The sequence below is a fragment of the Streptomyces sp. NPDC002018 genome (assembly GCF_042890865.1).
Taxonomy (GTDB): domain Bacteria; phylum Actinomycetota; class Actinomycetes; order Streptomycetales; family Streptomycetaceae; genus Streptomyces.
In genome coordinates this window covers 489,807-509,451 of the sequence record NZ_JBIASO010000001.1, presented here as the reverse complement: position 1 = coordinate 509,451, position 19,645 = coordinate 489,807, and the positions used below count along the sequence as shown (strand labels likewise).

The window sequence follows — 19,645 nt, the reverse complement described above, 5'->3', positions numbered from 1 at the left end:
CCGTGTCATTCGACCGGTACCGGGGACGGTGACGGTGACGAGGTGATGAGATGTTGAACGAGCGTGACCAGGGTCTGGATACCGGAGCTGGCGATTCTGGCGTCGCAGAGCACGATCGGCACCTCGGGTCTGAGGTCCATGGCGGCCCGCACCTCCTCCGCCCCGTAGCGGTAGGAGCCGTCGAACTCGTTGACGGCCACCACGAATCCGATGCCCCGCTGCTCGAAGAAGTCCACCGCGGAGAAGGAGTAGTCCAGCCGCCGGGTGTCGGCCAGCACGATCGCGCCCAGCGCGCCGCGCGACAGCTCGTCCCACATGAACCAGAAGCGCTCCTGGCCGGGTGTGCCGAAGAGATAGAGCACATGCCGCTCGTCCAGCGTTATCCGGCCGAAGTCCATGGCGACCGTGGTCGCCGTCTTGGTCTCGACGCCCGTCAGATCGTCGGTCGCCGCGCTGACCTGGGTCAGCAGCTCCTCCGTACTCAGCGGCGCGATCTCACTGACCGCTCCCACGAAGGTCGTCTTGCCCACCCCGAAACCGCCGGCGACGAGAATCTTCAGCGCGGTCGGAAAGGGGTGGGCGAAGGCTCCGGGGAGGGTCTCAGAGCTGTCGTCGTAGACCATCGAGCACTGCCTCCAGCAGGAAACGGTCGGTGGGGTTCTCGAAGCTGTCGGGGGGTCGTGCGGTGATAGCCCCGCAGTCCACCAGATCGGAGAGCAGGATCTTGGTGACCGTCGCGGGGAGCCCCAGATGGGCGGCGACCTCCGCCACCGAGGTCACTCCCCGGCAGAGCCCCACGGCCTGGGCGTGCTCCGGGCCGAGATGCGCCGGGGCCACCGTGCCCGTGGCCCTCACGAGTGTCAGCAGATCGAGTGATGTCGTCGGCCGGGTACGGCCCCCGCTGACGGTGTACGGGCGGATGAGCCGGCCCGCCGCGCCGTCGAGCAGGGGCCCGTCCTTCGGGACCGGCACGGTCAGCGCCCCGGGGCGCCCGGCACGGAACCGGCCGTCTGCCGCGGCGGGGTGACCAGATACGGCCGTACGCTCTTGACCAGCATGGCCATCTCGTAACCGAGTACCGCGGCGTCCGCCTCGCGTCCCGCCAGCACGGCGAGACAGGTTCCCGAGCCCGCCGTGGAGACGAAGAGCAGCGTGGAGTCGAGTTCCACCACGACCTGACGGACCTCGCCGCCGTCCCCGAAGCGCACCCCCGCGCTACGGCCCAGGGAGTACAGACCGGAGGCGAGGGCGGCCATGTGGTCTGCGCTGTCGGAGTCCATCCCGTGCATGGATCTCACCAGGCCGTCGGAGGAGAGCAGCACCGCGCTGCGGGTGTACGGGACACGCTGGACCAGACCGCTCATCAGCCAGTCGAGGTCCGAGTCATGGCCGGTCGGCACATCGCTCACCATGGTGCATCTACTCCTTGGAGGTGGTGTCGTGGCGCCGCGGTTCCGGCGGTCCCGAGGGCGGCTGCGCCAAGGGGTCCGTCGCCGGAGCACCCGGCCGCGGGGACCGCGGATCGGAGGGGTCGGCGGGCAGTGGATCGGACCGGCCGGCAGGGGGCGGTGCCGGCTCCTCGACGGGCAGCGGGCCGGGCAGGGGTACGGACTCGGCTCCCGGCCCCAGGGCGGGCTGTTCCGCGGAGCGCGCCAGGGGCTGGGCCTCGGCGAGGCCGATGCCCCGCCGGAAGGCCGCCATCAGCCCGGGGTCGTGGAGCGCGGGCTCGGCGGCGGGCGGGGGTGGAGGACCGTCCCGTAGCTGGGGGACCAGATGTTCCTGGCCACGGCGCTTGGGCAGTTGGGGCCTGCTCACGGTGGTGCGGAGCGCGCCGTCGTCGAGCGGCTCGACGAGCGGGCGGGCGGGCGTCGCCTCCGCGGGGGCGGGGGCCCGCCGCCGGCCGTGGCGGGCCCCGGGACGCGCGGCGGCGGGCGTGGGACGGTCGGTCCGCGCCCCGCGCACGGGCAGAGGAGCGGGCCCGGCGGACGCCCCGGGGCCGCCGGGCCCGGGAGGTACGGCGGGCATGGACTGCGCCGTGGACATGGACCGCGCGGCGGGGGTGGACCGCGCGACGGGTCCGGCGGACGGTCCGGCTCCGGCGGGCGGTGCCGATCCGTCGGGCGGTGCCGATCCGTCGGGTGCGACCGGTGCGGCCGGTGCGGCGGGGGGCCGAGGCGGCGCCCCGTGCGGCCGCTGCGGCGACCGTCGCTCGGGCTGCTGGTGTGGCCGGGGCTGGGGCGGCCGGGGCTGGGGCGGCACCGGTGCGTACTGCGGCGGTACGGACACACCGGGGGGCGCGGGCGGATGACCGTCCGGCTCCGTCGGGTCCGCGCCGAGGAGCGCCTGCGGCAGGACCAGCACGGCCTGGACACCACCGTAGATATTGGACTGGAGCCGCACCGCGATCCCATGTCTGCGCGCCAGCGCCGAGACGACGAAGAGCCCGATCCGTCCGTCCTGGAGAAGATGCGCGACATTGACCTGGTCGGGGTGGGCGAGCAGGGCGTTCATCTTCGATTGCTCGCCGGGCGGCATCCCGAGGCCCCGGTCCTCCACCTCGACGGCCAGCCCGGCCGTCACATGCTGTGCGCGCAGGAGCACTTGGGTGTGCGGGGACGAGAACAGCGTGGCGTTCTCGACCAGTTCGGCCAGGAGATGGATGACATCGGCGACGGCGTGGCCGCGCAGGGCGCCGTCGATCGGCGGCACCAGCTTGACCCGTGGGTACTGCTCCACCTCGGCGATGGCCGAGCGCAGTACCTCGGTCATGATGACCGGTTTGCTCCACTGGCGCCGGGAGACGGCCCCGCCGAGGACGGCGAGGTTCTCCGCGTGGCGGCGGATACGGGTCGCGAGATGGTCGACATGGAAGAGGCCCTTGAGCAGCTCGGGGTCCTCGACCTGGTTCTCCAGCTCGTCGATGAGCTGGATCTCGCGATGGACCAGCGACTGGAGCCGCCGGGCCAGATTGACGAAGACCTCGACCTTCTGTTCGTTGCCGACGCTGCTGGAGAGTCTTGACGCCTGCACGACCGCGGTCACCGCCGCCTCCCGCGACCGGCTCATCTCCTCCGCCAGCAGGTCGAGTTCATCCCCTGCCGGCGTCTCGGCCGAGGACGGGGACAAGGACGCGGCTGGGGACGAAGACGGAGACGAGGCCGAGGCCGGAGACGGGGCCGGGGGCGGAGTACGGCGCTCGGGAAGGCGTTCGCCGCGTCTGAGCTGCTCGACGACCGTACGGAGGTCGGCCTGCCCGCGCACGCTGGACCGGTGCAGCGCCTCGCAGCGGTCGACGATGGACTTGGCGGTACGTTCCGCCCCCAGCGCAGCCGCGCCGATGGCGGCGAAGGCGAGCAGCGCGGTGCCGACCAGGGCCGTCCAGATCTCGGCGGTCGGTTCGGCCGCGGCCGAGCGGAGGACGACCACCACGGCCGCGGCGCCGCTCAGTGCGGCGACTATCGCCGGGAGGACGGCCGTGCGCAGGAGTTGAGGGCGTATGCGGACGTCGGACGGCAGCGGTCGCTGCCGTCGCCTGGCCGCCGCTGACAGTGAGCGGGCACCCGGCCGGCCGTGCCGCCCGCCTTCACGGCGCTCCGGCCGCGCGACGGGTGCGCGAAGTTGAGACATCAGTGTCCTCGGTACGTGGGGCCCCAGGAACCGGCGTCGTGCCGGCGTTCCGGCGGTGGAGCAGCGGGGAGCCGACGTATGCCGCAAGCTTTCCGTTGATCACCGGCCACACACGGTAGTCGCCAGGCGTTCGTCCGTGGTGGACAGTTGACCAACTGCCCACAGAGCATCCCGCTCCGGTATGAGCCGTCGTACATCAGCGCGAAATACGCATACGGCCCGGCATGGACGCCGGGCCGGATCCCCAGGGGGCACATACGAAAAAATGACGGGTGATCAGGTCACGCCGGTGATCGGCGCGTCACGCGGACGGGAGGATCACGGAGCGCGTGAGATGGCGCGGGTGGTCCGGATCGAGGCCGCGCTTCTGCGCCAGGGCGAGGGCGAGCCGCTGGATCCGCACCAGTTCGGCCAGCGGGTCGAGCCGGCCCGCCACCCACAGTCCGCCGGTCGCCCTCACCTGCTCCGCCAGCCCCTCGGGGGCGGGCCCGAGCGCCCAGGTGGCCGTTCCCGAGGTCGTGACACTGATCGGACCGTGGCGGTACTCCATCGCCGGATACGCCTCGGTCCAGGCGAGCGACGCCTCCCGCATCTTGAGCGCGCCCTCCTCCGCGAGCCCGACCGACCAGCCCCGGCCGAGGAAGGTGAACTGCGTGCAGGCGGTGATGCCTTCGGGAAGCGGATCCGTGAGCGCCGTCTCCGCGTCCGCGACCACGGCATCGGTGTGCAGCCCGAGATGGGCGCGGAGGAGGGTGAGGGCCGTGGTGGCGAACCGCGTCTGGACGACGGACCGTTCGTCCGCGAAGTCGAGGACGACCAGATCGTCGGCCGCCGAGCGCACCGGAGTGGCCGGGTCCGCCGTGATCGCGGTCGTACGGGCCGTACCGCGCACCTCCGCGAGCAGCCGCAGCACTTCGGTCGTCGTACCGGAGCGGGTCAGCGCGACGATCCGGTCGTAACGACGGCGGGCGGGAAACTCCGAGGCGGCGAAGGCGTCGGTCTCGCCCAGCCCCGCGTCCTCGCGGAGCGAGGCGTAGGCACGGGCCATGAACAAGGAGGTGCCGCAGCCGATCACGGCCGTGCGCTCACCGGCCCGGGGCAGCCGCTCACGCACCTCGTCCACCAGCGCGGCGGCCCGGCGCCAGCACTCGGGCTGCCCGGCCAGTTCCGTCTGCACATAGGTCATGCGACGCTCCCCCTTCACCGCCGACGGGACTTTCTGATGTCTTCTGCATGCTAGGGGACCCTTGCGAGCAGCAACAAGCAGTCATCGCTCGGATACGATCAGATCGATCGAGTCGGGGGGAGAGTGCGGTGAATCGCCACGAGCGGCATACGACCCTGCTGGAGCTGCTGGCCGAGCGCCATCGGCTGGACGTGGACTCCGTCGCCGCCGAGCTGGGGGTGTCCGTGGCGACCGTGCGCCGCGATCTCGACCATCTCGCCGAGCAGCGGCTGCTGACGCGTACGCGGGGCGGAGCGGTCGCCCACTCCGTCTCGTACGAGCTGCCCCTGCGGTACAGGGCGGTGCGGCACGCCTCGGAGAAGGAGCGCATCGCACGGGCGGCGGCGGCGATGGCCCGGCGCGGCATGGTGGTCGGCCTGAACGGCGGGACCACGACCTCGGAGGTGGCCAGGGCCCTCGCCACCCGCGCGGATCTGCGGGGCACTCCCGACGATCCCGCGCTCACGATCGTCACCAACGCGCTGGACATCGCCCATGAGCTGGCGGTACGGCCCCATATCAAGATCGTCACCACGGGCGGCGTCGCGATGCCGCACTCCTATGAACTGGTCGGACCGCTGGCCCGGCACATTCTGGGCGAGGTCAGCCTGGACATCGCCTTCCTCGGTGTGGACGCCGTGGACGCGGAATCGGGCGCCGGGGCGCACAACGAGCACGAGGCGAGCGTCAACGCGCTGCTCGCCGCGCGGGCCGAGCGGGTCGTCGTCGTGGCGGACAGCTCGAAGCTGGGCACCCGTGCCTTCGCCCGGATCTGTCCGGTGGAGGACATCGGGACACTGATCACGGACGCCGGCGCCCCGGAACGGAGTGCGCGGTTCGAGGAACGCGGAGTGTCCGTGGTCCAGGTCTGACCGTGGTCCGGGTCTGACGACCCGGACCACACGACCGCACGACCGCACCACAGGACGCAGGACCACACCGCAGGACCGCACCACAGGACCGGGGCGCGAAAGCCTCGGAGCCCGGCTCCGGAATCACTCCGGGATTACGCGGAGGACGCCTTCTCGGCCGTCTCCCCCGGCTTTCCCCCGCCCCCCGCCGCGGTGGTGGCGTCCTGCCCCGCGAGACCGGTGACGACCAGGGGCCAGCCGCCCGGGGGGACGGCGGCCACGGGCCGCCACCACGGCGCGGTGGGGATGTCCTCACGGCCGGGTTCGAAGGGCTGGCCGGGGCGCGGCAGCGCGATCCGGGCGCCCGCCTCGACGGCGGCCTCGATCGTGCCCTCACCGGGCTCGGCCCAGGGGTGCGGAGCGAGATTGAACGTGCCCCAGTGGATCGGCAGCATGACGCCTGTCGGCCGGTCGCCCTGGAGATCGAGATGGGCGCGCATCCCCTCGGCCGGGGTCATATGGATGTCCGGCCAGTACTCGCTGTAGGCACCGATCTGGATCATGGTGGCGTCGAACGGGCCGTGCTCCGCGCCGATGTCCCGGAAGCCGTCGAAGTAGCCGGTGTCCCCGCTGTGGTAGATCCGGTGCTCGGGTCCCGCCACGGCCCAGGAGGCCCAGAGCGTGTGCTGCTGGTTACGGAGACCGCGGCCGCAGAAGTGCCGCGCCGGAGTCGCGGTGAGCCGGATGCCGGCGACCTCCGTGGACTCGTTCCAGTCGAGTTCGCGCAGGCGGGACGCGGGCACCCCCCAGCGCTCCAGATGGGCGCCGACCCCGAGCGGTACGGCGAAGACCGTGTCCGTGGTGGCGAGGGCCCGGATGGTCGGCAGATCGAGATGGTCGTAGTGGTCGTGGGAGATCACGACGACATCGACGGAACCGAGCGAGGTGAGCGGTACGGGAACCGGGTGCAGCCGCTTGGGACCCACGAAGCCGAACGGTGAACATCGCTCGCCCCACACGGGATCGAACAGCACCCTGCGGCCGTCGATCTCGGCGAGCACGCTCGAATGGCCCATCCAGGTGAGCCGCAGTCCACTGGCCGGGGGCACGGCCAGATCCGCGAGGGTGGTGGAGTGCACCGGAATGGTGCCCGTGGGAGCCCGCCGTGCCCGCGCTTCCTTCTGGAAGTAGATCTTCGCGAACTCCAGACCCGAGCCCGACGGTCTGGTCCTGGCACCCACCGGGTTCCGGAACACCCCGTCGGCGAAGTTGGGCGAGCGGTGGATCCGCTCGAGCCTCGCTCCTGCCGAGTCGGCCCCGAAGGCCGCGGGTCGCAGCGAGCGCAGCCGGGAGCGCAACGAAGGGGTGGAACCAGCGGCTGTCACAGCACCTCCTGGAGGTTCGGTGTTGTCCCATTATGTCCGGGCGCGTTTCTCTGTGCGGGGCGAACGGATCGGAAACACTTCCGCCCACCGCACGGCCCTACAACGTCGTCGGTGCCCCCAGGATTCCCGTTCAGACCCTCAAGTCGGCCCGAGTCGAACCCAGAAGGGACCGGGAAGCGGCCTGCGGAGGCGGCCCGGCCCACGGCTGACCGACGGGCCGGACGCCTCGACGGGGAGGATCACCACCTCGATACTGACCAGTGATTCAGTTGCGCGTTCGAAGTGGTCGGAGCGGTTCGAGCGGTACGAGCGGTACGGGTGGGTGGTACCGGTGAGACGCCACGACAGCCCCCGCGGCTCGATAGGGTGACCCGTGTGGCGAGAGTGCGGCTGAGTGTGTCGGAACGGCGCGAGGAACTGCTCCGTGCCGCCGTCGGACAGATCGAGGCCCGGGGCGTCGCGGCAGTGCGGATCTCCGATGTCGCCGCCGTCCTCGGGGTCAGCAGCGCGCTGGTGCTCTACCACTTCTCGACGAAGGAGAAGCTGGTCGCGGCGGCCTTCGCGCATGCCGCGCAGGGTGAGCTGGCCCGGCTGCGCGCACTGCTCGGCCGACGCGCCCCCGCGCTGGAGCGGGTGCACGACGCGGTCCGCTGGTACGCCCCGACGGGCGGGGCGAAGGGCTGGCGGCTGTGGATCGAGGGATGGGCCGCGGCGCTGCGCGAGCCCGCGCTGCGTGAGCCGGCCCGCGCTCTGGACCAGCAGTGGAAGGCGGCTCTCGCCGAGGTCGTCGCCGAGGGAACGGCGGCGGGCGAATTCGTCTGCGCGGACCCGGTGTCGGCGGCCGGGCGGCTGACGGCCATGCTGGACGGACTGGCGGTTCAGATGACGTCGTACGCGGGTTCACTGCCGCCCGCCACCATGCTGGAGTGGGCGGACGAGGCGCTCGCCCGCGAACTGGGCATCGACCGCGCGGCGCTCGGCAGGCCCGGAGAGTAGAACGGCGGCCCCACCGGGGCCGCCGGACATCCGGAACCGGACAGGAAGACGGAAGACTGTGGCACAGCAGCAGAGCGGTCCGACCGATCAGCTCGGTCACGATGTGCTGGTCGTCGGGGGCAGCGGGGTGGACACCGTCGTCCGGGTCGACTCACTGCCGGTCCCCCTCGCCGATTCGGTCGGGGTCGGACCGATCCGTGAATGGCCCGGCCACACCGGCGGCAATGTGGCCCTCGGCTGCCGGGCGCTCGGACTGGACGTCAAATTCCTCGACTTCATCGGGGACGACTGGACGGGCGGTCAGATCCGCGCGCGGCTCGCGGAGGGCGGAGTCGACTTCGAGGCGCTGATCTCCCCGGCGGGCACCCGGCGCGCGGTCAACCTCGTGGAGCGGACAGGCCGCCGCATGTCGTTCTACGACGGCCGGGACCCCGCCGATCTCCGTATGCCGCGTGACTTCTATCTGCCCCACCTCCGCCGTGCCCGCCATGTCCATCTGTCGATCACCAACTTCGCCCGCTTCCTCTTCGACGACATCGAGGCGCTCGGTGTCCCCGTCTCGACCGATCTGCACGACTGGGACGGACTCGCCGACCACCACAGGGAGTTCGCCCTCCGCTCCGACCTGGTGTTCCTGAGCGCGGCCGGGGCCGGTGAGCGGATCGCCACGGTGATGCGGGAGATCCTGCGCGAGGGCCGGGCCGAGGCCGTGATCGCGACGGCGGGCGCGGGCGGCTCGTATCTGATGAGCCGTGAGGGCAGCCGTACCCCGCGGCCCGTCCCGGCGACCCTTCCGCCCGCGCCCGTGGTGGACTCCAACGGTGCGGGGGACGCGTATGTCTGCGGGTTCCTCTACGGCCGGCTGGCCGGGCTGGACCTCGAAGCCTGCGCCCGGCTCGGTGCGGTGGCCGGTGCCTACGCCTGTACGGGCGGGGGCAACGCGGCGCTGATCGGCCCGGACGCGCTCGTCCCCGGCAGCCTCCGCCCGGCCACGAGCTGAGGGCCTGCTGACTGCCTGGTGATTGCCCGCGGACCGGGGGCGCCCGCCGTTCAGGTCTGGCGCACCGGCTCGTACTCCTCCGTCTCCAGTCCGAAGGTCCAGGCGACCCCCTGCTTCGCGGTCCTCGTCGTGGGCGGCACACGCAGCCAGTACGTGCGGTACGTACCGTCCGGCTCCGGCGTGGAGTTGACCACTTCCACCATCGCGATGTCCTCGTCGCCGTCGAGCGGGATCCGCCACAGCACCCCGGTCCCGTCCCGGTGGACGGGCTGCGCCTCCGACTCGCTCAGATAGCGGTCGTAGCCGTAGTACTCCAGCATCACGCGGCGCAGCTCGGCGTTGGCCTCGTCCCGGATCCGCCGGGGAGTCAGGGACACCAGCTCGGTCAGGAACTCGGCCGGGACCGGCATCCCGCGCCAGGCGTACAGCGCGAAGCCGTCGGGGTAGGCGAGCGCGGGGCCGTCGCCGCGGTCGAGCCGGCCCGCCTCGTCACGGTGGAGCTCGGTGGGACGCTCGCACACCACCACCGCGCGTTCGTACGGCCACCACCAGCCGGCGTGCCGCGCCACCTCCGCGAGCCCCTCCAGGCGTTCGCTGTGCCCGTCGAAGGCCGCGAGCCAGGCCGCGTCGTGCTGCCCCAGCACCGCGTCGAGCAGCACCATTCGGATCCGGGCCGCCTCGGCGGGCCGGTCGGCGAGCGCCTCCACCACACCGGTCCTTATCCGCTCGGCGAGCCCCCGGCCGGTGTCCCAGAGCCGCGCGCCGGTGGCGTTCCAGTGCTCGGCCCAGCCGGCCGGTCCCAACGCGTCGTGCACCCTGCGCCGTTCCTCGGCCCAGGGGTGGGTGCGCACCCTGTCGCGCACGGACCGGCCCGCGTCGTCCAGTGCCCCCGCCAGCTCCGCGCCGGCCAGCGGCGATCCGGCCCAGATGATCCGCTCCGGCTCCGCCAGGCCCGCCCTGCGGTAGGCGAGCCGCACTCCGCGCTCGGCGGCCGGCCGGTCCGATTCCCCCGTCGCCGCCGCCACGGCCCGCCACTTGTCCATGTCACTCATGTCTGAAGCCCGTCCCCTGTCGTCCCTGTCCACACTTCTCCGCGCGCGGCCACGCCCGCGGGCCCGGCCGCCGGTCGCTCAGTCCGCGACGATCCGCACCGCGCCCGGCAGGTACTCACGCTGGCGCACCACCCGGAACCACCCCTTGGGCAGCGGTATCGCCGCGTGCTCCTCGTGCACCACCCGTCCTCCGTCCGGGAGATGGAGATACACCGCCCCGGCCGTGTCGCTCGTCGCCCGGATCAGGCGGCCGGGCCCGGCCACCGCGTGGGCATGGCCCGTGACCTCGCCGAGCGCCAGGACCAGCCGGCCCCGCGCGTCCCTCGGCTCCCCGGACACCCGCGACGCGTCCAGGAGATACGACGGCACCGTCTCCTCCGCGACGGGCGCGATGAGCACGTCTCCCTGCCGGTACATGGCTCTCCCCTCCACCGGCGGCGCCGAGTGCGCCGAACCTGTGAACGACGCTAAGGGCAGGGTCTGACAATCGGCCCCGGGCCGGGGTGTTGTCAGTGGCGCTTGGTAGAACTGCTCCACATCAGCCGATCCGTGCCACCGCTGTCTGGAGCTTGTCCCATGACCATTTCGAGCCACTTGCAGGAGCTGAACGGCCTGCCCGCGTTCGACTTCCCGGCCGCCACCGCGAAGGCGGAGCTCCCGGCTCCCGGCTCCGTGGCCTGGCGGATCTCGGTCGATTCGTACGAGGCCGAGGAGGAGTGGGAGGAGGCGTTCGCCCGCTTCCTCGCGGCCGTGGACACCACACAGGTCACCACACTGATCGTCGGCTCCTGGAGCGATGCCTATGACAGCGGCCCGGACTCACTGATCGCGGCGATCGTCGCGGAGCGCGAGCGGCTGCCCGCGCTGCGCTCGCTCTTCCTCGGGGACATCACCTTCCACGAGTGCGAGATCTCCTGGATCAACCAGGGTCTGGTGACCCCGCTGCTCGACGCCTTCCCCGAACTGCTGGAGTTCGGTGTCCGGGGCGGTCAGGGGCTCCGCTTCCCCGCCGTCCGGCACGAACGGCTGCGTTCGCTCACCGTCGAGACGGGCGGGCTCGACGCCGCCGTGGTGCGGGCCGTGGGCGCGAGTGAGCTGCCCGCGCTGGAGCACCTCGATCTCTGGCTCGGCGTCAGCGACTACGGCGCGACGACCGAGGTGGCGGATCTGGCGCCGGTCCTGGCGGGGTCGCGCCTGCCGAAGCTGCGCTCTCTCGCCCTGCGCAACAGCGAGATCCAGGACGAGATCGCGATCGCGCTGGCCGGTGCCCCGGTCGTCGCCGGTCTGGAGATCCTCGATCTCTCGATGGGCACCCTCGGTGACGAGGGCGTGGAGGCCCTGCTCTCGGGTCAGCCGCTCACCCATCTCAAGAAGCTCGATCTGCACCACAACTATGTGAGCGAGGCGCTGCGCGAGCGCGTTCTCGCCACGCTCGGCGCGGCCGGCGTGGAGGTCGACCTGGACGAGGGCGGGGAAACGGACGACGACGAGGACGACGACAACGTCCGCTACACCGCCGTCGCGGAGTGATCCGATGTCATCGTCCCCGCGCCTGACCGTCGTCGGCAATCCCGGCAACCGCCGCGTCAGCCTGTTCCAGGACGCCGTGCGGGCGGCGGGGCTGCCCGCCGCCCGGGTCGTGCCCTGGCTCGAAGTACTTCGCGGCGAGGCCCGGTTCGGGTCCGGCGAGACCGTACGGATCGATTCCCCCGGCGAGGACGCCGAGGTGGAGCGACTGCTGCGCGACACGGACGATCCCACCCGTGTCGAGGGCACCGGCCGCTGGTACGCCCGGTTCACGGCCGCCGCGCGCGAGCTGGGGCGGGCCGCCTCCGCCGCCGGGGCCGAGCTGCTCGACGACCCGGACGAGCTGGCGGTCCTCTTCGACAAGCGGCTCTGCCACGGGGTGCTGGACGCGGCGGGGGTGGCGCTCCCGGCGTCGCCCACCTCGGGCCCCGGCGGCCCGGCCGTCTCCGGCTGGGACGACGTACGGTCCCTGATGGCGGCGGCGGGACTGCGCCGGGCGTTCGTCAAGCCGGCCCACGGGTCGTCGGCGTCCGGGGTGCTCGCCGTCGAGACGGCGGGCCCGGAACGGGTACGGGCCATTACCTCCGTCGAGCGCGACGGCGCGGGGCGGCTGTACAACTCGCTGCGGGTGCGCCGCTATACGACCGAGCGCGAGGTGGCGGCGATCGTGGACACCCTCGCGCCCGACGGACTGCATATCGAGCAGTGGGTGCCCAAGGCCGCGCAGGGGGGCCGGTCGGCCGATCTGCGGGTGGTCGTCGTCGCGGGCCGCGCCACCCACGCGGTCCTGCGCACCAGCACCTCCCCCATGACCAATCTCCATCTCGGCGGGCTCCGGGGCGATCTCGACGCGGCCCGTGCCGCGATCGAGGCGGCGGGCGGAAGCTGGGCCGCGGCCCTCGCGGTCTGCGAAGAGGCCGCCGGCTGTTTTCCCCGCACCCACTGTGTGGGCGTCGATCTGCTGCCGGCCCGGGGCTGGCGCCGGTTCGCCGTCTGCGAGGTCAACGCCTTCGGCGATCTGCTGCCCGGTCTCACGGGCCTGCCCGGCCGGGGCGCGGAGGGGCTGGACACCTACGCGGCCCAGCTCGCGGCCCTGCCGGGGCGTGTGACACGCGGGGACCACCGAGGGACGACCGCGCCGGCATCCGGGACAGGCCTCAGATGACCACCACGACACCGGACATGAACGAGGTGGTCGGGCGGGACGATCTGCTGCTCGTCACCCTCGACACCCTGCGCTTCGATGTGGCCGAGGAGCTCGCGGCGGCCGGCCGTATCCCCCATCTCGCCCGTCATCTCCCGGGCGGGCGCTGGGAGAAGCGGCATGCGCCCGGCAGCTTCACCTATGCCTCGCACCAGGCGATCTTCGCCGGGTTCCTGCCCACGCCCGCCGTGCCCGGCACCCATCCCCGGCTGTTCGCCGCCCGCTTCGGGGGCAGTGAGACCACGGCCGGGCGGACCTTCGTCTACGACACCCCGGATCTGGTCTCGGGTCTGGCGGCGGCCGGCTACCGCACGGTCTGCGTGGGCGGGGTCGGCTTCTTCAACCGGCGGGGCGCGCTCGGCTCGGTCCTGCCCGGACTGTTCCAGGAGAGCCACTGGGAGCCGGAGTTCGGTGTGACAGCGCCGGCGTCCTTCGAGGCCCAGATCGCCCGTGCGGAGCGGACCGTCGCCGGTCTCGACCGCGAGCGGCGGCTCTTCCTCTTCGTCAATGTGTCCGCGCTGCACCAGCCCAACTGGTTCCATCTGCCCGGTGCCACCCGGGAGTCGGGCGACTCCCGGGCCACGCACGCCGCCGCTCTCGAATATGTCGACCGGCACATCGGCCGGCTGTTCGCCGTCGCGAGCAGCCGCCGCCGCTGCTTCACCATCGTCTGTTCCGACCATGGCACCACGTACGGCGACGACGGATTCACCGGACACCGGCTCGGCCACGAGGCCGTCTGGACCGTGCCGTACGCCCATTTCTTCCTGGAGCACGGGGACCGCCCATGAGCACCACGACCACCGGCACCACCGGCACCACCGCCACCACACCCTCACCCTCACCCTCACCCTCACCCTCACCCACACCCACACCCACACCCACCGCGACTGTCGGCGCCGTCGCGCCGCGCCCGTACGAGAGTTACGTCTACGCCTATCCGCACAAGACGGCCTACCGTCCGCTGCCCGACCGCCCCGCGCTGCGCGAGCTGTGGGCCGGCGAGCGCAAGGACGCCCTCTCCCTCTATCTGCACATCCCGTTCTGCGAGGTCCGCTGCGGCTTCTGCAATCTCTTCACCCGTATCGGGGCGCCCGGTGAGCTGACGACGCGCTATCTCGACGCGCTCGACCGGCAGGCGACCGCCGTGCGCGACGCCCTCGCCGGGCCGGGCCAGGACGGCGCGGGTCCCGTGCGGTTCGCCGCCGCCGCCTTCGGCGGGGGTACGCCCACCTTCCTCGACGCCGGTGAGCTGGACCGGCTGTGCGACATCGCCGAACGGCGGATGGGCGCCGACCTGCGGGCCGTTCCGCTCTCCGTGGAGACCTCCCCGGCCACGGCGACCGCCGACCGGCTGGCCGTGCTCGCCGACCGCGGCGCCACCCGGCTGAGCATCGGTGTCCAGAGCTTTGTCGACGCGGAGGCGAGGGCCGCCGTGCGGCCGCAGCGGCGCGCCGAGGTCGAGGCCGCGCTCGGCCGTATCCGCGACGCCCGGATCCCGGTGCTCAATATCGATCTGATCTACGGTATCGACGGCCAGACGGAGCGGACCTGGAGCCACTCCCTGGACGCCGCGCTCGCCTGGCTGCCCGAGGAGCTGTATCTCTATCCCCTCTATGTACGGCCGCTCACCGGTCTCGGCAGACTGGGCGCGGGCAGCGACGCCGCCTGGGACGCCCAGCGCCTGCGGCTCTACCGGCAGGGCAGGGACCGGCTGCTCGCCGAGGGGTACGAGCAGGTGTCCCTGCGGATGTTCCGCCGTCCGGACGGCGACACGGGCGCACCGCCGCGGGGAGCGGACGACTACGCCTGCCAGACCGACGGCATGATCGGCCTCGGCTGCGGGGCCCGCTCGTACACCTCGGGGCTCCACTACTCCTTCGACTACGCCGTCGACATGCGCGAGATACGGACCATCATCGACGCCTATACGGCGACGGAGGACTTCTCCCGCGCGGAGGTCGGCCGCCGGGTCGACGGGGACGAGCCACGCCGTCGCCATCTGCTCCAGTCGCTCCTCCAGGCGCGGGGCATGGAGGTGGCCGGCTACCGCGAGCGGTTCGGCTCGGCGCCGGCCGAGGACTTCCCGGCCGAGCTGGCCCGGTTCGCGGCCCTCGGCTGGCTGGACCAGAACGCCGGCCCCGGGCTGCTGCGTCTGTCGCCCGAGGGACTCGCGTACTCGGACGCCCTGGGTCCCGCGCTCTTCTCCCCCTCCGTACGGGCCGCGATGGCCGCGTACGAGGCGAAGTGAGCCCCATGGACCTGACGATCCTGTACCGCGGCCCGCTCTCCTCCTGCGACTACGACTGTCCGTACTGCCCGTTCGCCAAGCGGCGGGACAGCCGTGAGCAGCTCCGCGCCGACCGGGACGCGCTGGAGCGGTTCGCCGCCTGGGTGTCGGCGCAGCGCGACGACCGGCTGTCGGTGCTGTTCACGCCCTGGGGCGAGGCGCTGGTCCGCTCCTGGTACCGGCGGACGCTCAGCGAGCTGTCACGGCTGCCGCACGTCCGGCGGGTGGCCGTCCAGACCAATCTGAGCTGCCGCACCGACTGGCTGGCCGACGCCGATCCGGAGAAGCTGGCGCTGTGGTGCACGTACCACCCGGGGCAGACGCCGTACGACCGTTTCCTCGCCAAGTGCCATGAGCTCGCGGACCGCTCCATCCGCTTCAGCGTGGGTGTCGTCGGCCTCCCCGGGCATCTCGGACAGGCCCGCCGGCTGCGCGCCGAGCTGCCCGCCCCCGTCTATCTCTGGATCAACGCGGCGGAGGGGCACGGCTATACGGACGAGGAGGCCGCCCGCTGGACGGAACTGGATCCCCTCTTCCCGTACAGCCGCCGGCCGCACCGCTCGGCCGGGCTGCCCTGCCGTACGGGTGAGTCGGTGATCTCGGTGGACGGTGAGGGGACCGTGCGGCGCTGCCACTTCGTCCGCGCGGAGCTGGGCAATCTCTACGACGGTTCCTACCGGGAGGCACTCGCGCCGCGGCCCTGCCCACTGGCGGTGTGCGACTGCCATATCGGCTATGTGCATCTGGAGTCGCTGCCGCTGTACGACGTCTTCGCGGGCGGAGTGCTGGAGCGGATCCCGAGGGTCCGCGATCCGCTGCGGGACGGTCCGGCCGGGCGGGCCGCCGAGGGGGGCGGCGCGGGCGCCGGTCCGGTCCTCGTACCGCTCGGCGCTCCCGGCGTACCACTCGGCGCTCCCGGCGCCGTCCGGCGGACGGGCCTCGTCGCGGAGGCGCGGCCGGAGGCGCGGCCGGAGCCGTAGGCCCTGTGCCGGGCAGGGCGCCGTCCGCCGCGCGGGCGGACGGGATCTGTCGCGGAGGGCCTGGGCCGCCCCGGCCTCACCGGTGCAGGGGCAGCAGGTCGGGGCGCTTCGCCACGACATGGTCTCCGGAGGATGCCCCGCGCAGCCTGCGCCCGATCCAGGGCACCAGATACTCACGGGCCCAGTTGATGTCGTCGCGCCGCACCTCGAAGCTGCCGCGCGGTGGCTGGGGCGGCCAGACCTGGTCGGGGTCGGCGGGCACATCGAGGCCGAGCACCTGCGCGGCGCGCAGCGCGACCCGGGTGTGGCCCTCGGGGGAGAGATGGAGCCGGTCGCCGTCCCAGGCCCGCCTGTCCTGGACGGACTTGAGGGACCAGAGATCGAGCACGGGGCAGTCGTAGCGGTCGGCGATGGCCCGCACATGGGCGGTGTAGGTCGCGATCCTGCCGCGCAGATGGCGCAGTACGGGGACGCCCCGGGTGTCGAAGCCCGTGGTCACCATGACCGTGCCGACCGCCCCGGTGAGATCGGCGACGGCCCGCTCGAAGCGCTCGGCGACATCGTCGGGGTCGGTGCCTGGCCGGATGATGTCATTGCCGCCGGCGCAGAACGTCACCAGATCGGGGGCGAGTCGCTTGGCGCGGGGTATCTGCTCGGTGACGATCTGGTCGAGGAGCCGGCCGCGTACGGCGAGATTCGCGTAGCGGAAGTCCCCGTGCACGGTGTCCGCCGGGGCACCGGGGACGGCCGTCGCGCCAGGCACCGGACCGGTGGGCCGGTCGGCCCGTCCATCGGCCAGCCGGTCGGCGAGCAGAACCGCGAGCCGGTCCGCCCAGCCGACATAGTGTCCATCGGGTCCCGGATCGCCCACGCCCTCCGTGAAGCTGTCACCGATCGCCGTGTACGACCCGAATACGCCTCTTCTTCTTGATCTCGAATCGTCTGCCACAAGAGCACATCTTTCACCCGCAGATGTGACCTACGCGACCGTAAGGAAGGGTTGACGAGGGGTGAGATATGCCATCGGTCAATTTTCGACCAAGCGGGAATATGCCCCACGTTCTCCGCCCGGCACGGAAGCGCCGGGCGGAGACGGAGTACCGGGACAACGGCGGTGTACGCCTCAGATGTTGACGCCGTGGTCGCGGAGATAGGCCAGCGGGTCGATGTCCGAGCCGTACTCCGGTCCGGTGCGGATCTCGAAGTGCAGGTGCGGACCGGTGGTGTTGCCGGTGGAGCCGGAGAGGCCGAGCTGCTGGCCCTCGCTGACGCTCTCGCCCTCGGAGACGGAGAGGGAGGACAGATGCGCGTACTGCGAGTAGTGGCCGTCGCTGTGCTGGATGACGACCTGGTTGCCGTACGAGCCGCCCCAGCCCGCCGTCACGACCGTGCCGTCGGCCACCGCCTTCACCACGGTGCCCGAGGGCGCCGCGAAGTCCACACCCGTGTGGTAGCCGCTGGCCCAACTGCTGCCGGAGGCGTGGTACGGGGTGCTGGTGCGGATGCCGTCGACGGGCAGCGTGAAGCCGGCGGAGCCGCTCTCGGCCGGCGCCTCGGTCGCCTCGTCCGTCGGCTGGGGCGCGGGGTCGGCCGTGGCCGGCGTGGTGGTGGATCCGCCCGAGGAGCTGGAGGGCTTGGCCGGGGGCTTGGAGTGGCCCTTGCCCGCGCCCTTCCCGTGGATGGTCAGCTCCAGTCCGGGGTGGATGAGTGAGGGGTTGGAGCCGACGGCCTCGCGGTTGTCCTTGTACAGCCTTTCCCAGCCGCCGCGGACATGCTGCTTGACGGCGATCCTGGACAGGGAGTCGCCCGCGACCACGGTGTAGGTCCGCGTCTTGTGGGCACCCTTCTTCGCGACGGCCTTCTTGGCGCCGGCCTGCTCCCCGCCGAGCTGTTGCTGGGAGACGGCCTCGGGCGCGGCGGCGGGCGCGGCCTTCTCGGCGGCGTGCGCGCCGGTGGCGCCGATGAGCGGAAGCGCGATGGCGGCTCCACCGGTGCCGGCGGCGATGAATCCGCGCGATACCGAGCTGGACTTGGGACGGCAGTGTTTACCCTTCGCGGGCATGGCGAATTCCTCTCCGGCGCCTGCGAGGTGAGCTGTCGGGTTCGGACTGGAGATGCCCGGTCGCACATGCTGAGCGACTTCACCCCGAGCCGTCCGGATTTCCGGGACGGCGTACTACCTGGGTCCCCCGCTCCTGCCACGCGTTGCTGGTCGGATACGAATTCCGAGCGGCGGCAGGATTCGGCGTTCCGCTCGGATTGAGGGTGAACGTAGGCCCAGTGGCACTACCGGTACAAGCGATCCTTTTCCGTCGACAAGGCGCACTCGCATTTAACCCGGGTTTACCGGTCACCCTGCGTGGATAACGGACTCCGAACTCCGCGCCGGACAGGGAATTCGAATACATGGCATCGCCACGGAACGTCACGGATATGATCCTGGTCACGGCCGGGAGACCAACTCGGTCATGACCGGGGCAGGTTATGAGGAATGGCTCAATACGGACAGATGCACCGTTGAGTGCTATTCAACCGCGATAAATGTCCGAATAGTCCCATCGGATTCCCGTCATCCGAACGAATTACTCCCCGAACAGGTGTCGTAGGGTCAGAGGTCGACAGCGTCGGCGAGCCGCGCCGACGGCAGACACGGAGGAGCAGGCCGTGACGCAGCAGGTCCCGTCGACAGAGCCCGAACTGGCCGGCGTGCGCAACTTCCGTGATGTCGGAGGACTGCCCACCACGGACGGCAGGCGGGTGCGGCCGGGCAGGCTCTTCCGCAGCGGCCATCTCGCCAGTGCCACCGCCGCCGACGCGGCCTTTCTCGCGTCCCTCGGACTGCACACGATCTTCGACTTCCGCAATGCGGCCGATCTCAAGCTCGACGGCGCGGACGTGGAGCTGCCCGGCGTACGCCATGTGAACATCCCGCTCACCGACCCGGCCGACGGCGCCGAGTTCTGGCAGATGGTCAGGGGCGGCGATCTGGACCAGCTCCGCTCGCTCCTCGCGGACGGCCGGGCGGCGACCCGGATGACCGACTCGTACCGCGCGATCATCAGGGAACGCACCGCCGAGCACAGCCGTGTCCTGCACTCCCTCGCCGAGGACAGCACCCCGGCGCTCATGCACTGCGCGGCGGGCAAGGACCGGGCCGGTCTCTCGATCGCGGTGGCCCTGCTCGCGGTCGGGGTGGAGCCCGGGGCGATCGAGGCGGACTATCTGAAGTCGAACGACCCGCACCGCCGCTATGTGGTCCGGCGCAGCGACAACTCGCCCTCCGGTACGTCCACCGAGGTGATGGACCTCCTCAGCCCGCTCTTCGACGCGCGTGCCGAGTATCTGGCGGCGGCCTTCGAGACCATCGGGAAGACCTGGGGCAGCACCGACGCCTATCTGACCGAAGGTCTCGGACTCGCCCCCGAGACCCGCGAGCGGCTGCGCGCCCGCCTCCTCGACTGACACGTTCCGCGGTCCTGAACAGCCGTTCGGCCAGCGCGTTTCGCGG

The 19,645-nt window shown here is 72.0% G+C and carries 19 protein-coding genes and 1 riboswitch; of the genes, 9 read left to right on the top strand and 10 right to left on the bottom strand.

What is annotated here, in order from left to right; all coding sequences use genetic code 11:
* Positions 1-5: 5 nt before the first annotated feature.
* From ACFYYH_RS02165 to ACFYYH_RS02145, 5 genes are all read right to left on the bottom strand, one after another.
* Positions 6-623, bottom strand: a complete 618-nt coding sequence (locus ACFYYH_RS02165; RefSeq protein ID WP_388544652.1) for an ATP/GTP-binding protein — start codon at positions 621-623, stop codon at positions 6-8.
* Complete coding sequence (locus ACFYYH_RS02160) at positions 601-972, bottom strand: DUF742 domain-containing protein (protein ID WP_388544651.1); 372 nt, start codon at positions 970-972, stop codon at positions 601-603. Before ACFYYH_RS02160 ends, ACFYYH_RS02165 begins: the two co-directional genes overlap by 23 nt.
* Before the next feature lie 2 nt (positions 973-974).
* Positions 975-1,412, bottom strand: coding sequence for a roadblock/LC7 domain-containing protein (locus ACFYYH_RS02155; RefSeq protein ID WP_388544649.1), 438 nt, complete (start codon positions 1,410-1,412; stop codon positions 975-977).
* Between the two features lie 7 nt (positions 1,413-1,419).
* On the bottom strand, positions 1,420-3,627 hold the full coding sequence (locus ACFYYH_RS02150) for an ATP-binding protein (RefSeq protein ID WP_388544646.1): 2,208 nt from the start codon (positions 3,625-3,627) through the stop codon (positions 1,420-1,422).
* A gap of 301 nt (positions 3,628-3,928) precedes the next feature.
* Complete coding sequence (locus tag ACFYYH_RS02145) at positions 3,929-4,813, bottom strand: SIS domain-containing protein (protein WP_388544645.1); 885 nt, start codon at positions 4,811-4,813, stop codon at positions 3,929-3,931.
* Positions 4,814-4,941: 128 nt separating this feature from the next.
* Between ACFYYH_RS02145 and ACFYYH_RS02140 the strand changes: the two genes are divergently transcribed.
* Positions 4,942-5,724 (top strand): DeoR/GlpR family DNA-binding transcription regulator, encoded by a 783-nt coding sequence (locus ACFYYH_RS02140; protein WP_388544642.1) that lies wholly within the window; start codon positions 4,942-4,944, stop codon positions 5,722-5,724.
* Positions 5,725-5,858: 134 nt separating this feature from the next.
* Here the strand turns inward: ACFYYH_RS02140 and ACFYYH_RS02135 are convergent, their stop codons facing one another.
* Positions 5,859-7,088, bottom strand: coding sequence for an MBL fold metallo-hydrolase (locus tag ACFYYH_RS02135; RefSeq protein ID WP_388544639.1), 1,230 nt, complete (start codon positions 7,086-7,088; stop codon positions 5,859-5,861).
* 375 nt (positions 7,089-7,463) lie between these two features.
* On the opposite strand from ACFYYH_RS02135, the gene ACFYYH_RS02130 reads away from it, so the two are divergent.
* Both ACFYYH_RS02130 and ACFYYH_RS02125 read left to right on the top strand, forming a co-directional pair.
* Positions 7,464-8,084 (top strand): TetR/AcrR family transcriptional regulator, encoded by a 621-nt coding sequence (locus ACFYYH_RS02130; protein ID WP_388544636.1) that lies wholly within the window; start codon positions 7,464-7,466, stop codon positions 8,082-8,084.
* A 106-nt stretch (positions 8,085-8,190) separates the two neighbouring features.
* Positions 8,191-9,084, top strand: coding sequence for a carbohydrate kinase family protein (locus ACFYYH_RS02125; RefSeq protein ID WP_388545290.1), 894 nt, complete (start codon positions 8,191-8,193; stop codon positions 9,082-9,084).
* 50 nt (positions 9,085-9,134) lie between these two features.
* On the opposite strand, the gene ACFYYH_RS02120 is transcribed toward ACFYYH_RS02125, so the two are convergent.
* Both ACFYYH_RS02120 and ACFYYH_RS02115 read right to left on the bottom strand, forming a co-directional pair.
* Positions 9,135-10,136 carry a DUF6745 domain-containing protein gene (locus ACFYYH_RS02120; protein WP_388544634.1) on the bottom strand — a complete coding sequence of 334 codons (1,002 nt, stop codon included), beginning with the start codon at positions 10,134-10,136 and terminating at the stop codon, positions 9,135-9,137.
* Between the two features lie 78 nt (positions 10,137-10,214).
* Entirely contained in the window at positions 10,215-10,553 is a 339-nt protein-coding gene (locus tag ACFYYH_RS02115) for a hypothetical protein (protein ID WP_388544631.1), read from the bottom strand.
* A 159-nt stretch (positions 10,554-10,712) separates the two neighbouring features.
* On the opposite strand from ACFYYH_RS02115, the gene ACFYYH_RS02110 reads away from it, so the two are divergent.
* Genes ACFYYH_RS02110 through ACFYYH_RS02090 form a run of 5 tightly spaced genes read left to right on the top strand, consistent with a single transcriptional unit; the run spans position 10,713 to position 16,137 of the window.
* Positions 10,713-11,666 (top strand): STM4015 family protein, encoded by a 954-nt coding sequence (locus ACFYYH_RS02110; protein WP_388544629.1) that lies wholly within the window; start codon positions 10,713-10,715, stop codon positions 11,664-11,666.
* A gap of 4 nt (positions 11,667-11,670) precedes the next feature.
* Positions 11,671-12,828 (top strand): STM4014 family protein, encoded by a 1,158-nt coding sequence (locus tag ACFYYH_RS02105; protein ID WP_388544626.1) that lies wholly within the window; start codon positions 11,671-11,673, stop codon positions 12,826-12,828.
* Positions 12,829-12,845: 17 nt separating this feature from the next.
* On the top strand, positions 12,846-13,658 hold the full coding sequence (locus ACFYYH_RS02100) for an STM4013/SEN3800 family hydrolase (RefSeq protein ID WP_388545287.1): 813 nt from the start codon (positions 12,846-12,848) through the stop codon (positions 13,656-13,658).
* Positions 13,655-15,118, top strand: a complete 1,464-nt coding sequence (locus ACFYYH_RS02095; protein ID WP_388544623.1) for an STM4012 family radical SAM protein — start codon at positions 13,655-13,657, stop codon at positions 15,116-15,118. Before ACFYYH_RS02100 ends, ACFYYH_RS02095 begins: the two co-directional genes overlap by 4 nt.
* A 5-nt stretch (positions 15,119-15,123) precedes the next feature.
* Complete coding sequence (locus ACFYYH_RS02090; protein ID WP_388544621.1) at positions 15,124-16,137, top strand: STM4011 family radical SAM protein; 1,014 nt, start codon at positions 15,124-15,126, stop codon at positions 16,135-16,137.
* Between the two features lie 76 nt (positions 16,138-16,213).
* Here ACFYYH_RS02090 and ACFYYH_RS02085 read toward each other — a convergent pair whose 3' ends face one another.
* Positions 16,214-17,086 carry an SGNH/GDSL hydrolase family protein gene (locus ACFYYH_RS02085; RefSeq protein WP_388544618.1) on the bottom strand — a complete coding sequence of 291 codons (873 nt, stop codon included), beginning with the start codon at positions 17,084-17,086 and terminating at the stop codon, positions 16,214-16,216.
* A gap of 174 nt (positions 17,087-17,260) precedes the next feature.
* The gene (locus ACFYYH_RS02080) at positions 17,261-18,199 is read right to left on the bottom strand and encodes a peptidoglycan DD-metalloendopeptidase family protein (protein ID WP_388544616.1); all 939 of its coding nucleotides are present in this window, start codon (positions 18,197-18,199) and stop codon (positions 17,261-17,263) included.
* 4 nt (positions 18,200-18,203) lie between these two features.
* A riboswitch (cyclic di-AMP (ydaO/yuaA leader) is annotated at positions 18,204-18,395 on the bottom strand.
* Between the two features lie 406 nt (positions 18,396-18,801).
* On the opposite strand from ACFYYH_RS02080, the gene ACFYYH_RS02075 reads away from it, so the two are divergent.
* Entirely contained in the window at positions 18,802-19,599 is a 798-nt protein-coding gene (locus ACFYYH_RS02075; protein ID WP_388544613.1) for a tyrosine-protein phosphatase, read from the top strand.
* The last annotated feature ends 46 nt before the right edge of the window (positions 19,600-19,645 follow it).